General features: G+C 56.1%; 18 protein-coding genes, 1 tRNA gene and 1 pseudogene. 14 read left to right on the top strand and 6 right to left on the bottom strand.

Annotated features, from left to right (window positions below):
* Positions 1-5: 5 nt before the first annotated feature.
* Positions 6-311, top strand: coding sequence for a DUF3213 domain-containing protein (locus A3L02_RS06365; protein WP_088863140.1), 306 nt, complete (start codon positions 6-8; stop codon positions 309-311).
* A gap of 37 nt (positions 312-348) precedes the next feature.
* Here the strand turns inward: A3L02_RS06365 and A3L02_RS06360 are convergent, their stop codons facing one another.
* The 3 genes from A3L02_RS06360 to A3L02_RS06350 form a co-directional block, all read right to left on the bottom strand.
* The gene (locus tag A3L02_RS06360; protein WP_088863139.1) at positions 349-1,806 is read right to left on the bottom strand and encodes a DUF2139 domain-containing protein; all 1,458 of its coding nucleotides are present in this window, start codon (positions 1,804-1,806) and stop codon (positions 349-351) included.
* A gap of 120 nt (positions 1,807-1,926) precedes the next feature.
* Complete coding sequence (locus A3L02_RS06355) at positions 1,927-2,370, bottom strand: Tfx family DNA-binding protein (RefSeq protein ID WP_088863138.1); 444 nt, start codon at positions 2,368-2,370, stop codon at positions 1,927-1,929.
* Between the two features lie 120 nt (positions 2,371-2,490).
* A tRNA-Tyr gene (locus A3L02_RS06350) sits at positions 2,491-2,568 on the bottom strand.
* A 117-nt stretch (positions 2,569-2,685) separates the two neighbouring features.
* Here A3L02_RS06350 and A3L02_RS06345 point away from each other — a divergent pair.
* Positions 2,686-3,192 (top strand): PUA domain-containing protein, encoded by a 507-nt coding sequence (locus A3L02_RS06345; protein ID WP_088863137.1) that lies wholly within the window; start codon positions 2,686-2,688, stop codon positions 3,190-3,192.
* A gap of 104 nt (positions 3,193-3,296) precedes the next feature.
* Positions 3,297-3,482 (top strand): annotated as a pseudogene (locus A3L02_RS06340) (IS6 family transposase); the annotation flags it as partial.
* Positions 3,483-3,579: 97 nt separating this feature from the next.
* On the opposite strand, the gene A3L02_RS10220 reads toward A3L02_RS06340, so the two are convergent.
* Together A3L02_RS10220 and A3L02_RS06335 are read right to left on the bottom strand one after the other, a co-directional pair.
* Positions 3,580-3,741: a hypothetical protein gene (locus A3L02_RS10220; protein ID WP_157895719.1), complete on the bottom strand. Its 162-nt coding sequence runs from the start codon at positions 3,739-3,741 to the stop codon at positions 3,580-3,582.
* A 112-nt stretch (positions 3,742-3,853) separates the two neighbouring features.
* Positions 3,854-4,207, bottom strand: coding sequence for a hypothetical protein (locus tag A3L02_RS06335; RefSeq protein WP_088862446.1), 354 nt, complete (start codon positions 4,205-4,207; stop codon positions 3,854-3,856).
* A gap of 183 nt (positions 4,208-4,390) precedes the next feature.
* Between A3L02_RS06335 and A3L02_RS06330 the strand changes: the two genes are divergently transcribed.
* Complete coding sequence (locus tag A3L02_RS06330; RefSeq protein ID WP_088863136.1) at positions 4,391-5,137, top strand: KaiC domain-containing protein; 747 nt, start codon at positions 4,391-4,393, stop codon at positions 5,135-5,137.
* Between the two features lie 21 nt (positions 5,138-5,158).
* Positions 5,159-5,683 carry a hypothetical protein gene (locus tag A3L02_RS06325; RefSeq protein WP_088863135.1) on the top strand — a complete coding sequence of 175 codons (525 nt, stop codon included), beginning with the start codon at positions 5,159-5,161 and terminating at the stop codon, positions 5,681-5,683.
* Here the strand turns inward: A3L02_RS06325 and speD are convergent.
* Complete coding sequence (gene speD, locus A3L02_RS06320; protein WP_088863845.1) at positions 5,680-6,093, bottom strand: adenosylmethionine decarboxylase; 414 nt, start codon at positions 6,091-6,093, stop codon at positions 5,680-5,682. The two genes, A3L02_RS06325 and speD, sit on opposite strands and share 4 nt — an antisense overlap.
* Positions 6,094-6,436: 343 nt before the next feature.
* On the opposite strand from speD, the gene A3L02_RS06315 reads away from it, so the two are divergent.
* The 9 genes from A3L02_RS06315 (at position 6,437) to A3L02_RS06275 (ending at position 14,542) form a co-directional block, all read left to right on the top strand.
* Positions 6,437-7,348 (top strand): protein translocase subunit SecF, encoded by a 912-nt coding sequence (locus A3L02_RS06315; protein WP_088863134.1) that lies wholly within the window; start codon positions 6,437-6,439, stop codon positions 7,346-7,348.
* A complete protein-coding gene (locus tag A3L02_RS06310; RefSeq protein WP_088863133.1) occupies positions 7,345-8,868 on the top strand; it encodes a preprotein translocase subunit SecD in 1,524 nt (507 codons plus the stop codon). Before A3L02_RS06315 ends, A3L02_RS06310 begins: the two co-directional genes overlap by 4 nt.
* Complete coding sequence (locus A3L02_RS06305; protein WP_088863132.1) at positions 8,868-9,560, top strand: potassium channel family protein; 693 nt, start codon at positions 8,868-8,870, stop codon at positions 9,558-9,560. Before A3L02_RS06310 ends, A3L02_RS06305 begins: the two co-directional genes overlap by 1 nt.
* A gap of 128 nt (positions 9,561-9,688) precedes the next feature.
* Positions 9,689-10,000, top strand: a complete 312-nt coding sequence (locus A3L02_RS06300) for a V-type ATP synthase subunit H (protein ID WP_054833919.1) — start codon at positions 9,689-9,691, stop codon at positions 9,998-10,000.
* A gap of 1 nt (position 10,001) precedes the next feature.
* Positions 10,002-11,990 (top strand): V-type ATP synthase subunit I, encoded by a 1,989-nt coding sequence (locus A3L02_RS06295; protein WP_088863131.1) that lies wholly within the window; start codon positions 10,002-10,004, stop codon positions 11,988-11,990.
* A gap of 3 nt (positions 11,991-11,993) precedes the next feature.
* The gene (locus tag A3L02_RS06290; RefSeq protein ID WP_054833920.1) at positions 11,994-12,479 is read left to right on the top strand and encodes an ATP synthase subunit K; all 486 of its coding nucleotides are present in this window, start codon (positions 11,994-11,996) and stop codon (positions 12,477-12,479) included.
* A gap of 40 nt (positions 12,480-12,519) precedes the next feature.
* Complete coding sequence (locus A3L02_RS06285) at positions 12,520-13,131, top strand: V-type ATP synthase subunit E (protein WP_088863130.1); 612 nt, start codon at positions 12,520-12,522, stop codon at positions 13,129-13,131.
* Positions 13,132-13,136: 5 nt separating this feature from the next.
* Positions 13,137-14,237 (top strand): V-type ATP synthase subunit C, encoded by a 1,101-nt coding sequence (locus A3L02_RS06280; protein ID WP_088863129.1) that lies wholly within the window; start codon positions 13,137-13,139, stop codon positions 14,235-14,237.
* On the top strand, positions 14,234-14,542 hold the full coding sequence (locus A3L02_RS06275; protein ID WP_088863128.1) for a V-type ATP synthase subunit F: 309 nt from the start codon (positions 14,234-14,236) through the stop codon (positions 14,540-14,542). The genes A3L02_RS06280 and A3L02_RS06275 overlap by 4 nt, the downstream gene beginning before the upstream one ends.
* Positions 14,543-14,546: the final 4 nt, after the last annotated feature.

Raw genomic sequence — 14,546 nt, 5'->3', positions numbered from 1 at the left:
TTGGGATGACCGTTAACGGGGAGAAAAAGCTGACGATGCTCAGGTTCAGGTTCGGGAACATCGACTGGGAGAGGGCGACGGCGAAGCAGTACGAGCTCCTCAAGGACGGAAGGGTCTGGAGGGCCTTCCTCAACGGCTACGCCAAGAACGGCTACGTGGTCTTCGACGAGGAGGCGCTCCCGAAGGAAGAGCTCCTCGAGAGCCTGAAGGAATTTGAGCCCACGATAACCGAAGAGAAACACATAACGGTGGCGGAGCTCATCGAGTCCAGCTACTCATGGAACAACGTCAGAGAAAGTGCAAAATCCTGAGGATCCGGCGAACACAGACAAAAAGGAAACGGAAAGGCTAACGGAGCTCTATTCTCACCTTTCCTTTCGTATCCCCTTTCTCCAGCTCGAAGCTCAGGATGCCGCCGAAGGAGTCGAGCTCGAGGACGTTCTTACCCGCTTTGACGTCGAAGGTCTCCTCGGTTGCTTCTCCGGCCGGAAGCGAGAGGTCGTACTCGTAAACCCTAATGCGGTTGTCCCTGCTCAGGTGGAGGATCATCCTCGGCTCGCGGTAGCCATCCAGCGGGATTCCCCCGAAGGTTCCGGCCCCCATCTCCTTCGCCATGCTTGGGAGCGCGAGGGGCAGGGAAAAGCTCACGGTCGGAGGCCTCTGCTGGAGTATCTTCTCGTCGAGGACCGTGATGTCCCGGTTACCTGTATCGAAGGGTGTCGCCTCCGTCGAACCAGTGTTCGGGGCGCTGTTGGTCGCCACGAGGAGCTTCCCGTCCATCTTCTCGATGCTCGTCACCCTCGCCCCGAAGGTTCCCACTATCTTCACCATCGGCGGGGCAACGTAGAGGAGAACGCTCGGGCCGACCAAAGTGTTGGTGGTGGCCCAGGTGAACCCGTCGTCGGGCCTGTAAGCCGCGTCGTGGTGGGCGTTGTATGCTATTAGGATCCCGCCTCCGGTGTTTATCGCGTTCACCCTGAAGGGGGCGTAGAAGGTGTAGAAGTCAAAGAGCCTGAAGAACCTGAAGTCCTCGCCCATCAATGGGTTGCCCGCTATAATCCCACCGCGGACGAAGGCGAAGGCCCTGTTGTAGGCGCTCGCCAGCGGCCCGTACCCCGGCCTTACGTACGGCCTCCCGTCGACGCTCTCTCCGGCCCTGAACGTTTCCCACTTCCCGGTTATCAGGTCTAGGGCCCTTATCTCCCTGAGGCCCTCGGTGAAGTTGTTCCCTACCCCAAAGAACGCGCTGTCGTGAACCACCGTTCCCTTCGCCGAGGGCTCGCGGAGAAGGGCCTCGGCTTTTCCGGTTTTTCTGTCGAGGGAGTAGACGCCGAGGTTGGCGTGACCGTCCTCCCTCGCGAGGAGAAGTCTATCGTTATATGGGTCATAGATTATGTCGCTGACCTCCCCCGCCCAGTCAGTCTCGTGGTGGATGGAGTCCTTCCAGAGGAGCTTAACCGTTCCCTCTTTCGTGTCGTAGGCGTGGACGTGGGAGTACTTGTTGGTGAAGAGTATCCGTCTGTCCTTCCGGTAAACGGCCGGCGCGTGAACCCAGCCGCCGAAGTAGATGAACTCGTCAACGGTCTCGACGGCGTTGTAGGTGTCCCCGCCGCTCGTGGGTGCGTCCCCAAGGAGGGTGAAATCGTAGACCTTTTCCTCACCGCTTTTTACGTCCACGAAGTGAGCCTCGGCCTCGAAGGCGAGGGTGAAGTAGAGCGTCCCCCTGTGGTAGCGCAGTCCGAATATCCCGCCGCTGCCCCACTCGGGTCCGTACCTGCCTGGAAACCTGTAGTCCCTCAGGAGCATCGTATCACCGTGGGTGTTACGCACCCGGCCCTTATTGGCCTTTCGGATTGTCCGGCCTTGTATCGCGACCAAACCACCGACCTCCGCCGGTGACAACAGGGACGAGTAGAAGTGTGGTATTCACTCCCCATCCTTCGATTCAACGGTCTCGTTGGCGAGGTACTCGCCGATCCTGAGCCTGTTCTTGGAGTCAAGGAACAGCGTAAAGTCATCCCTGGCTATGCGATCCTTCAGGGGGGCGTGTTCAACGAGGAAGGCTATTATCTCGGCGGTGCTGTAGGGAACGTGAACCCCGAGCTCGTCCGCCCTTTTGAAGAGTCTCTCGGGAACGCTGAAGATGTCCTCCCCCTTCCTCACCTCAACGCTCAGCCGGGAGTTAATCTGCTCCCAGAGTAGAAGGGTGTTCCGGGCCTTCTCTATCTTCCTTAGGGCCCTCCTTTCGAGTATGCTCACGTTGGCCCTGCTCGTGCCGAGTAGCTCGGCTATCTCGCTCTGCTTCAACCCCTGAGCTCGAAGACGGAGGATCCTGATCTGTTGCTCCGTGAGAAAACTATCGCCGGACATCTTAAACACCGAAGTTTAACATGGTGCTGAAGATTAAAAGGTTTTCTAAAAGCTCGGGCAGAAGGTGCATAAAAATCGAGGCTGTGATTGCAATGATCAGAAGAGCCGTTGGAATTCTGGTGGTCCCGCGGCCCGGATTTGAACCGGGGACCTGCGGATCTACAGTCCGCCGCCGCTCCCAGGCTAGGCTACCGCGGGACCCGGTGCCCGTTCCATACTCCCCCGAGTGGGTTTATAAATTTTTCTCTCATCCCGCCATTGTGGCTCCCGGGCGAAGCGGGATAGCCTTTTAAGGCCCCCATCGAGGGCTTAACCATGGGGGGAGAGCTAAGGTACAGAAGGGCCTCGGCCTGGGAGTACGACCTGCTTCTGAGGGAGGCGGAGAAGTACGGTGAGCTGAGACATCACTTCTTCGCCGTGGTCGAGGGGAGGTTCCGCGACGTCTACGCCGTGAACGAGAGCCTCTGGAAGGGGGTTGAACGGATTAAACTCAAACCCCACTCCTACGGAACCTTCGTGGGCACGATCAAGGTGGATGAAAACCTCGTCGAGAAGTTCTACCCCAACGTCGAGTTCTTCTACTTCGTCAGGGTCGAGAGGAACTACGCCGTCCTAACGCCGAAGGCCGGCTTCCTCTTCACGACGGGAAAGGACGTGCCGAGGAGTGGTGTGAGGAGGTACAGCTGGCAGGGGACGAAGAAGCTGGTGATCTACGATGAGAACGGTGTTCTCCTCGGCATCGGCAGGATAAACCCGGGGAGCGGGAGGAAGTTCATTCTGAACGTCACGGACGTCGGCGAGTTCATAAGGCGGAAGCGCTGATTTTCCTAACCGATACTGTCAGGATAAGTAGTAGGGTGTTAGGTTTAAGTGCCTGATGATACTTCAGAAAAGAGAGGGGGAAAATGAAGACTGGAACCATTATCAGGACCCTTAAGGAGAGAACGAGGCGTTTCTGGAATAATTTCAGGGGTAAGGATTGGCGGAAGGTTCACAGGTTTGTTTTTCTGTTTGCTTTCTGGTATAATTTTGTTAGGGTTCATTCTCGGTTTGGTCGACCACCTGGTGATGTTGCTGAATGGCTTCAGGAGGTGATGCCCCAGTTATCCTAACAGAATGTTTTCAATACTTCCGGTGTCAGTTACTACCATCACAAAGACAACAAGATTTAGCAAAAAGAAAATGAGTAGCGTTCTCTTCAACGTAATTTCAACCATCCCTTTTCACCTCCTGTGGAGCCGGATGAGATTTGCCGGCAACAAATGGAAACATAATTGTTGCTACTGCAACAAGGAGAGAAGTTCCATCAATTATTGCCAGACCTGTGAAAATTAAAGAGATTAAAAAGACAAGCGTATCCCTAAGCATCATTACACATCACCTCCGCCATTACGGTCCGGGGCGTAGATAGTCACAATAAGTTCCTTCCTCCTCACAGCAGTTCACGGCGCAATATAGACAAGAAGGAGAGACACAAAGAGGCTTAGAGTTCTTTATGGCTATCACCCGTGATCCAACCTGCCATTTCTAAAAGGGGAAAGAACAGTAAAACGACAACGCCACCAACGCCTGCCATTAGAAAGAAACTCCAGAGAGGGAAATCTATGACCCTTGTCACGATGGCACCGACGAATTCCCATAGTATAGTAAAGACCACAGCGGGTTTGTTGATTCCCATGCTCCTGAAAATCACCCCGGGAACGATGTAAATGGCCACTGCACCAATCAGGCCACCAAGAACTGCTTCAATCGAAGGATAGTGATTCTCAAGCCAGAGGATACACCCCAAAGCAAGGAGAACGAAATAAATGGCTTCGTGTCGTTTCATATGTCCCATCCAGAACCCCCCTATGGACCAGGTGTAATCGAAACGCATCTAGTACCTAATGCACGTCTCCCCATTGACCCCCCAACGGGTTTTTGCATGAAAATTTACGCAATTGAAATATATAAAAGTTTCGGTTTCGTTAACCAAAAAATATATAAAAGTTTCAGTTTCATTAACCAAACGGTGAGTGTCATGGTTAAGCGCGTGGGGACAGGGATCCCAGGGATGGACGAGGTACTCCACGGGGGAATCCCCGAGAGGAACGTGGTCCTGCTCAGCGGCGGGCCCGGGACCGGGAAGAGCATCTTCAGCCAGCAGTTCATATGGAACGGTCTCAAAATGGGCGAACCGGGGGTGTACGTTGCCCTCGAGGAGCACCCGGTTCAGGTGAGGCAGAACATGGCGGGTTTCGGCTGGGACGTTCGGAAGTACGAGGAGGAAGGCCTGTTCGCCATGGTCGATGCGTTTACCGCCGGGATCGGCAAGAGCAAGGAGTATGAGAAGTACATAGTCCGCGATCTCACCGACATCAGGGAGTTCATCGACGTCCTCAGGACGGCCGTTAAGGACGTGGGGGCAAAGAGGCTCGTCATAGACTCCGTAACGACTCTCTACATCAACAAACCCGCCATGGCGAGGAGCGTTGTAATGCAGCTGAAGAGGGTTCTTGCCGGGATGGGCGTTACCAGCCTGTTCGTTAGCCAGATAAGCGTTGGCGAGAGGGGCTTCGGCGGACCCGGGGTCGAGCACGGCGTCGACGGGATAATCCGCCTCGATCTCGACGAAATGGACGGCGAGCTCAGGAGGAGCCTCATCGTCTGGAAGATGCGCGGAACGAGCCACTCGATGAAGAGGCATCCCTTCGAGATAACCGACCGGGGAATAGTCGTTCACCCCGACAAGGTCCTGAAGAGGAAAGCCGTTGTTGAGCTTGAGTAAAAACGGAGGGAGGTGATGGAGATGGAGGTTCCCCTCAACCCGATTGGAAGGGAGGAGATCCACAGGCTCGAGAGCGTTCTGCTATTCGCGACGCTCTTCAGGCCGGAGGTCATAGAGCTCATCAGGGATCCCTCAGAGAGGCTCACCTGGGTCGACAGTCTGGCAGTGGCGGCCGGGGCGATAGCGAGGGAAAAGGCCGGGATGACCACCGGGGAGATAGCGGAGGAGCTCGGCAGGACGGAACAGACGATAAGGAAACACCTGAAGGGAGAAACCAAGGCCGGACAGCTGGTCAGGGAGACCTATGAGCTCATAAAAGCTGGTAAGCTCGACGAACTCGTTAGAAACGTCGAAGTCCTCGCGAAAGGAGGTCAGCTGGTCGCAACGGAGGAGTACGAGAAGCTCAAGAGGGAGAAGGAGGAGCTCGAGGAGAGGGTAAGGGCCCTCGAACGGGAGAATGAGGAGCTGAAGACGAAGCTTGAGAACGTCCGGAGAATACTCGATGACACTCTTGTCAGGATAAAGGAGATAGAGCGGATGCTCTAATCCCCGTTTTTCCTTAGGCTCTCCTCCCACGTGAGTATCATGTGGGTGAAGGTGTTGTCGTCCTCCTCTATTCCCCTCTTTATTTCCGAAACGTGAGCGTATCTCGCCTTTAGTTGCTCGAGAATGTAATCGACGGCCTTCTCCGGGTCGGCGCTCGTTCCGCAGGTGTAGACGTCCAGGGCCGCGTAGCCCCTCTCCGGCCAGGTGTGTATGGAGATGTGGCTCTCGGCGACGATGACCATCCCGCTGACGCCGGTGGGGGAGAACTTGAAGAAGTAGCTCGCCTTGATCTCCATTTTGCCGACTTTAGCCGCCTCGAGGAATATCTCCCTTATCCTGTTAGCGTCACCGAGGATCTCAGGATCGCAACCCGCGGCCTCAACCACGTAGTGGAACCCTATCGTCTCTATCTCGGCCATGGCTCTCACCTCCTCTTGCCCATATTTATGGGCCCCCTTTTAAAGTTAAGCCTCCCTGTAAAGAGCAGTCAAGCGGTCGTTCTGATGGTGAACCGCTCTGGATGGGTTTTGAATCTATTGAATTGTTATGTCCTGTTTGTTGTGGGGCTTTTCTACGAGCTCACGGCGGATTCTTCTAAGTTCCGATTTAAGGGCCCTTCTATGGATTATGCCCCTTCTACGCTTGGTTTAACCATGCTCACCGGTGATCTTTTTTAATCGTGAACCACTAATTTTAAAACTCGTACCTCCAACTAACGACAAGTCCGGATAAAACTCGTAAAGGGGTGAAGGTATGTCGAAGTCTAAAACAAGGACAGGGCCTTCTATTGATAGCATAAAGGCAAAGGAGCGGGAGAAACTGAGCTTCCTCGCGAGGATGGAATACAAAAAGATGATAACCTATCCTCTCGCCGTCTTCTTGATAGCCCTGATACTCCTCGCGATTAGCTTCCCACCTCTGGGCATAGACCTCAATGGCGGTGTTGTGGTCACGGGCTACGGGGTCGACGCCAACCCCGATGAGCTGGCCAAGTATGTAAGCGATAAAATCGGTGTGGACGTCAGGGTGGAGAGGTTCACGGGCGTCCAGTCCACGGGTGTCAGGGTCTACGCCCCGGCGGGTACTGATCCCGTGAGAATAATCAGAGTCCTGAAGGAGAGGTACCCGAACGCGGAGTACATCCACAGTGAGGTTCAGCCAACCTTTGGGAAGATAGCGCAGCAACAGGGAATACGGGCGCTGGTGTTTGCGTTCCTCGCCATGGCGGCCGTGGTCTTCCTGTTCTTCAGGAGCCTCGTGCCGTCGCTCACAATAATATTCTCGGCCCTCTCGGACATGACGATAGCCGTTGCCCTGATGGGGATCTTCGGAATCGAGCTCACAACAGCGACCATAGCGGCCCTTCTCATGCTCATAGGTTACACGGTCGACAGCAACATCCTGCTAACGACGAAGCTCCTCAAGAGGAAGGAGGGCTCCGTGGAGGAAGCCTACCTATCGGCCGTTTCCACTGGCTTTACCATGAGCACCACCACCCTCGGTGCCCTGTTCGTTCTATGGCTGGTGTCCACCAACCAGACCATAGACAACATCGCCATAGTCCTCATCTTTGGTCTCCTCGCCGATTTCATGAACACCTGGGTCCTCAACGCCGGTGTTCTGAAGTGGTACCTCACCAGGGAAGCAAGGGGTGGTAGGGTATGAAAAGGAAAACCAAAAGACTCCTCCTGAACTGGAAGATACTCCTGCTTATACTCTTCCTCGTGGGATCAATAGCAACCCTCGCGCTCAGGCCGCTCACCTACGGTATCGACATAAGCGGTGGCGTTGCACTCGTTGCCCAGACCGAGCATCCGGTTGATAGTAAGACAATGTCGGTCGTCGTTGACTCCCTCCAGAGGAGGTTGAACAATCTCGGCCTGAGGGACATAACCGTTGAGGCCCAGGGGAACCAGATAGTCCTCGTCAAGGTGGCCAACATAAGCACGGAGGAACAGGCGAATCAGATAAAGACGGTTATCGAGAGTCAGGGTGTCTTCTACATGGAGTTCAGCGGTGTCATCTTTGGAACGGGGAAGGACGTTGAGTACGTTGGCGTCTACAAGATAAACTCCGACAACAGCTGGAGCGTTCCCTTCAGGATCTCAAAGAGCGCCGCGGAGAAGTTCGCCAAGCTCGCCAAGGGCAAGCCCGGCTGGCCCGTTGACATGTTCCTTGACCCGCCGGTTAACTCTCTCCTGGTGGTTCCGGAGAGCGTTTACAAGGCCATGAACAGTTCCGAGTTCAACGCCCGGGCCCCGGAAGCGCCGACGCTCCTTGAGAGGATCACCAAAGCCTTCAACATAAGCGTCGTTGCCTACGCCAACCAGAGCGCCGGTGAGATAGCCAAGCTCGCGGAGGGCAAGGACAAGGTGGTCCTCGTTGACGTTCCGCAGGAACTTCAGACGGAGCTCGAGGGAATGAACGTAACGGTCAGGTACGTTGCGAGGGCCCAGGGAGAGAGCGACCATCAACTCATAGTCCAGGTTCTTGGCCTCTACGGCCCGTACTCCCTCGGTGAGGGTCTGACGGTTGGAGAAGCTCAGCAGGATGTTCAAATAACGGGAAGCGCCCCCGACAGGCTCTCGGCCGAGCAGGAGGCGAGCAAGGTTTACACCGTCCTCAAGAGCGGTTCACTCCCCGTCAAGCTCAACGTCGTTGGGATGCAGTTCATCTCGCCGAGGCTCGGTGAAGGCTTCAAGACCCAGGCGTTGTACGCGGGAATAGGTGCCCTCATAGCCGTGTTCCTCATCGTTTACTTCCACTACCGCAACTTGAAGATAGCCGTGCCCGTCGCTTCGACGAGCCTCTTCGAGGCCATCATCATCCTGGGCTTTGCCGCGTTGATACAGTGGAACCTCGACCTCCCGAGTATCGCGGGTATCATAGCTGCAATAGGTACGGGAGTTGACCAGCAGGTCGTCATAACCGACGAACTCCTCGGAGGGGAGAGAAGCACCAGGGTAAGCAGGCGTTCGAGCGTACTCAGGAGGATGGGGAGGGCGTTCTTTGTCATCTTCGCCTCGGCGGCGACCACGATAGCGGCCATGAGCTTCCTGCTGGTGTACTTCGTCGGAACGCTCAAGGGTTTCGCCTTCACGACGATACTCGGAGTGCTCATAGGAGTCCTGATAACCAGGCCAGCCTACGCGGAGATAGCCAAATACCTCCTCGGTGAGGACTGATGTTCGTCGTGATAATGGGTGCCGGAAGGGTTGGCTCCCTCGTGGCTAAGATGCTCGAGGAGGACGGGCACGACGTGACCATAATAGAGATGGACAAGGAGCGCGCCAAGGAGCTCTCCCTCCTCATCAACGGTCTCGTCATAGAGGGCGACGCCACCGACCCCAAAACGCTGGAGGAGGCCAACATAAAGCAGGCCGACGCCTTTGCCGCCTTAACCGGGAAGGACGACGCCAACCTGCTCGCCTGCATACTGGCCAAGCACCTGAACCCCAAGATAAAGACGTCGCTCAGGATAAGCAACCCCCAGAACAGGCGCATCTTCGAGGAAGTGACCGACCTCAGGCGTTACTTCGACTTCGTCATAAGCCCCGAGGAGATAGCGGCGGAGTACATAAGCAGGAACATAGTCACCCCGGGCTTCGACCGCGTCCTCTTCCCGAAGGAAGGGGCCGAAATAGTCCGCTTCAACATCGATGGGAACAGCGAGATAGCCGGCAAAACGGTCAAGGATCTGAAAATGCCCAAGGACGCCCTCATGGTAGCCATCTACGACGAGAAGGGCAACCTGATAATCCCCTCCGGCGATACGAAGCTTCCGAAGAAGGGACAGCTCATCGTCTTTGCCAAGAACAGCGTTCTCGACGACGTGAAGGGTCTCTTCGAGAGGAAGAAACCGGAAACTGCGGATTGAGGCCCCTTTACCCTCTTTTCTTCCCAGTTACCCGCTTCAAACTGTAACTTCCAAAAAATATTTAAACCGATTACAGAAGCCAAGGATGGAGTGAGGATCACCTGTTTTCACCATAGGGGGGCCAAATAATGGAGGAGGTCATCAAGCGTATTGTCGATGCGGAAAGGGAGGCGGAAGAGCGGATAGAGAGGGCCAAGGAGGAGGCCAGGGGGATAGTCCTCAAAGCCCGTGAGGAGGCCAGGGCCCTTGAAAAGAGCATAATCGAGGAGGCGGAGAAGAACGCCCAATCCCTGATCGAAAAGGCCCGCCTCGAGGGTGAGAAAGAGGCAAAGAAGATCCTCGAGGCAGGAAATTCGGAGATCGAGGAGCTCAAGGTCAGGGCTACCAACAACTTCGAGAGGGCCATCTCCGCGGGAATAGCACTCGTAAGAGGGAGCTGAGATGTTCAGGCCCGAAGAGATGGTGAAGATCGAGGTCATAACCCTTAACAGGTACAAGGACGCCCTCCTGACGTACCTCCACGAGAACGGAGTGGTTGAGATAAGGGAGCTCAACGTTGAGATAGCCCAGAGGGACTCGCCCAACGAGTACCACAGGAAGGCCGCTTCATACTCCATAACCATCTCCCGGCTCGCCGATTTCTTGAAGGCCCACAGAAAGTCATCCGGCGGGGGAATCAGGGAGTTCATATTTCCCAGGGAGACGGAGAAAAAAAGATACCGGTACAGGGGAATCGAGGAGCTCATAAAGGACGTCGAGAGATTTCTTTCCACGGTCGAACCCGAGATAAAGGCCGTAGAGGGGAGGATAACCGCCACCCAGACGGAGATCGAGAGGATAAAGGGAGAGATAGCGGTTCTGGAGCTCCTCTCGCTCATCGACCTCGACGTTTCTTACCTCCGCTCAACCGACATGATCGAAATCGTCGTGGGAACCGTTGAGAGGAACAGGTTCAAACCCCTCGTCGAGGAGGTTACGGAGGCCACGGCAAAGCGGGCGGTCATAGTTTCAAAGGAACTGAAGGACAAAGTTCTGGCCGTTTTCGTCTTTCTGCGCAAGGATTACGAGAAGGCCAACCCTATTCTGGCCAAGTACTCCCTCGAGAGAATTGAAGTTCCCGAGGGGGAGGGAACGCCGAGGGAGCTCATCAGGGCGTACGAGGAGAAGCTAAGCGAGAAGGAGGAGGAACTCGAGAGGGCCAGGAAGGACGCGGAAGCGCTGGCCGGGAAGTACTACGATGACGTCGTCTTCTACCAGGAGCTCATGGAGAACGAGCGCGACAAGGCGACCGTCCTCCCGATGCTCGCCAGAACTAACATGACCTTCGCCCTGACCGGCTGGCTACCGAGAAAGAACGTTCCGGAGGTTCTCGAGGGCATCAAGCGGGTAACCGGCGGAAAGGCCTACATCAACATCCGGGAGCCCACGGAGGATGAACTCGACGAGATCCCGATAAAGCTGAGGAACCCATCTTGGGCCAGGCCCTTCGAGATGCTCACCCAGATGTACGGCGTCCCCAAGTACAACGAGATAGACCCCACGCCGATAATAGCCTTCACTTACTCGTTCTTCTTCGGCTTCATGCTCACCGACTTCATGTACGGCCTCATAATAGCGATAATCGCGGCCCTCCTCGTCAAGGGCCATAAGAAGTTCAACGACGGCACCTACAAGTTCGCCTACACCCTGCTCGTGAGCTCTTTCTTCACCATGGGCATGGGAGTGCTCTTCGGCAGCTACTTCGGCAACGCCCTTGACCTCGCGGGATTCAGCGTTCCGCGCGTGTGGGACACATTCAGGGACGCCCTCGTGGTGCTCGAACTGGCCCTCGCGATAGGCATAGCCCACCTCTTCACGGGCTACACCGTCGGCTTCATCGTCAAGCTCAGGAACGGCGAGGTGAAGGAAGCTATACTCGATCAGCTCTCCTGGATGCTCATAATACTCGGGATTACCACCCTGTTCCTCGGTACCAGGAATCCGGCCTTTGAGATGCCAGGAAAGGCCCTTTTCGGGGCGGGTCTGGTGCTCTTCGTGCTCAGCGAGCTCAAGAACGGTGCACTGGCGGCGCTCCTCGTGATCTCGGACTTCTTCGGCTTCGTGGGTAGCTGGCTAAGTTACGCGAGGCTCATGGCCCTCGCCCTCGCCACGGCCGGAATAGCGATGGTCGTCAACGTGCTCACCCAGATGGTGTGGGGTATAAACATCGGCCCCGTTCCGATAGGCATAGTCATTGGACTCGTACTTTTTGTCGGCGGCCAGCTGTTTTCGGTCGCCATCAACGCCCTCGGAGCGTTCGTTCACTCGCTCCGTTTGCAGTACGTTGAGTTTTTCGGTACTTTCTATTCAGGTGATGGTAAACCCTTCGAGCCCTTCAGGGCAAAAAGAGAGGTTTCCGAACTGGAGTTTGAAGTTAAAGGAGGTGCATGAAAGATGGACCCGATAGTTTACGTATCCCTTGGTGCGGCCCTCGCCGCAGGACTGGCTGGAGCGGCATCTGCCTTCGGTGTTGGTATAGCCGGAGCGGCCGCGGCTGGAGTCGTCGCCGAAGACGAGAAGAACTTCAAGAACGCCCTCATCCTCGAGGGACTGCCAATGACCCAGAGCATATACGGCCTCATCACACTGTTCCTCATCCTGATGGTCTCGGGAATCCTCGGTGGCGGCTTCAAGTTCACGGCCAACAACACGGACAACATCGTTAAAAGCGCCATCCTCCTCGGTGCCGGCCTTACGGTTGGCCTCACCGGTCTCTCGGCAATACCCCAGGGAATCATCGCGGGCGCGGGCATCGGTGCCGTCGCCAAGAACCCGAAGACCTTCACCCAGGGAATCATATTCGCCGCCATGGCGGAGACGATGGCCATCTTCGGTCTCGTTGGAGCCCTGATCATGATAGTCATCGGAGTCGGCTTCTGACTCCACTAAACTTTCTTTATAACCTCAGGGAGGAAGGAGGATGGAAGGGGCAGAGCCCATCATTCAGGAGATTAACAGGGAAGCGGAGCGGAAGATACAGTACATAATCAGCGAGGCCCAGAAAGAGGCGGAGAAGATCAAGGAGGAGGCGAAGAAGAGGGGAGAGGCAAAAGCCGAGTGGATCCTCAGAAAGGCCAGGACCCAGGCCGAGACCGAAAAACAGCGCATAATAGCCGGCGCTCGCCTTGAGGTCAGGAGGAAGCGCCTTGAGGTTCAGGAGAGTCTCATCCGCGAGGTGATAACCGCCCTCAAGGATAGACTCGCGGAGCTCCCGGATGAGGAGTACTTCCCCATGCTCGTTGAACTCACCGCGGGGGCCATCGAGGAGCTCGGGACTGGGAGCGTCGTGGCTCGCTCCAACGAAAGGACCCTCAGGCTCATCGAGGCCAGGCTCGAGGAGTTTAGGGCGGCGGTTTCGGAGAAGGCCGGTAGAAACGTGGAGATAACCCTCGGTGAACCCCTGTCCAGCATAGGCGGCGTCCTCGTTGAGACCATCGACGGTTCGGTCAGGGTGGACAACACCTTTGAGGCGAGGATAGGACGGCTTGAGAGCGAGCTGAGGGCGGAGATAGCCAAGGCTCTCTTCGGGTGAGGTTAATGGAAGTGGGAGCGGTAACGGGAATCCTCGACACAACTTTGGCCCTGGTGTTCACTTGGGTGGGGTACAAGACGACCGCGATACTCTGGAAGTACACCCCCTACTCCTACCCGAACGCCCGGATAAGTGCCATGGAGGCGAAACTCCTCACGGAGCAGCGCTTCAACGAGCTGGCCGAGAGCAGAACGTTGCAGAACTTCGTCGTCGGCCTTGAGGATACGGACTACAGGGACTACCTCGCCAACGTTTCGTCCTACACCGTTGAGGAGGTAGAGAGGGCCCTCGAGAGCGCCCTCGCCGGCACTTACGAGCTGATGATCAAGATCCTCCCGAAGAGGGTCGGTCCCTTCTTCAGGCTCATGCTCGAGGAATGGGACATCAGAAACGTCAGCAGCGTGGTTAAGGCGAAGCTCGGCGGAGAGGTCGCGAGCGATTACATCATCGAGATAGGCCCGATGCTGCCCAAGGTAAAGGCCATGGCCGAGGCGAAGACCCTTGAGGAGATACTCGTCATCCTCGAGGGCACCCCCTACGAGGAACCCTATCAGAGACTGCTCCTCGGCGAGGTATCCGTTCAGAGGTTCGAAACCGAACTTTACAGGATGCATTACGAGAAACTTCTCGACTACGCCCTCTCGAGAAAGGGCGAGGAGAGGGTTATCCTCGAGGAGTTCGTCAGGCTCAGGATAGACAGGGCCAACATACTCACCGTCCTTCGGGGGAAGTCCGCCAAGATGAGCGCGGAGGAGCTAAGATCTCTGATAATCCCCGGTGGGAGCGTGAAACTCGACCCGCTCCTGCACGTTGAGGACCTGAGCATGGCCCTGGCCGAGCTCGATTCCACCAGGTACGGTAAGGTCATCAGGGACGTCAGGGAGGAGGTCGAGAGGGACCTCAGCGTCCTCGAGAGAACGCTCGAGGATTACATCCTCCGGAGGATGAAGGAACTCGCCAGGTTCTACCCGCTCAGCGTCGCCACGCCCCTTGGCTACATCCTCCAGAAGGAGAGAGAGGTCAGGAAACTCGGGGCCATGGCGAAGCTCATTGAGGATGGCGTTCACCCGGAGAGGATAAAGGAGCTCGTGGGTGATGTCTCATGAAGATAGCAGTGCTCGGCGACAGGGACACGGCGCTCGGCTTCAGGCTGGCAGGTGCCCACGAGGTTTACTCCTTCGGGGATACCCCCCTGGAGATGGAGCGCCTCAGGAACAAGCTGAAGGAACTCGTCGAGAGGGACGATATAGGGATAATCCTGATATCCGAGAGATTCGTTGGGAGGGTCGAACTCCCCGATGTAACGGTTCCGATCATCCTTCAGATCCCGGACAAGTCCGGCTCCAGGCTTGGTGAGGAGGCCATCAAGGAGATAGTTAGGAGGGCAATAGGTGTTGAACTGAAGAGGTGAAGGA

It is taken from the genome of Thermococcus celer Vu 13 = JCM 8558, from assembly GCF_002214365.1.
In the GTDB taxonomy this organism is placed as follows: Archaea; Methanobacteriota_B; Thermococci; order Thermococcales; family Thermococcaceae; genus Thermococcus; species Thermococcus celer.
Note: the sequence above shows the minus strand (reverse complement) of the source record. Positions and strands in the feature narration are given on the sequence as shown.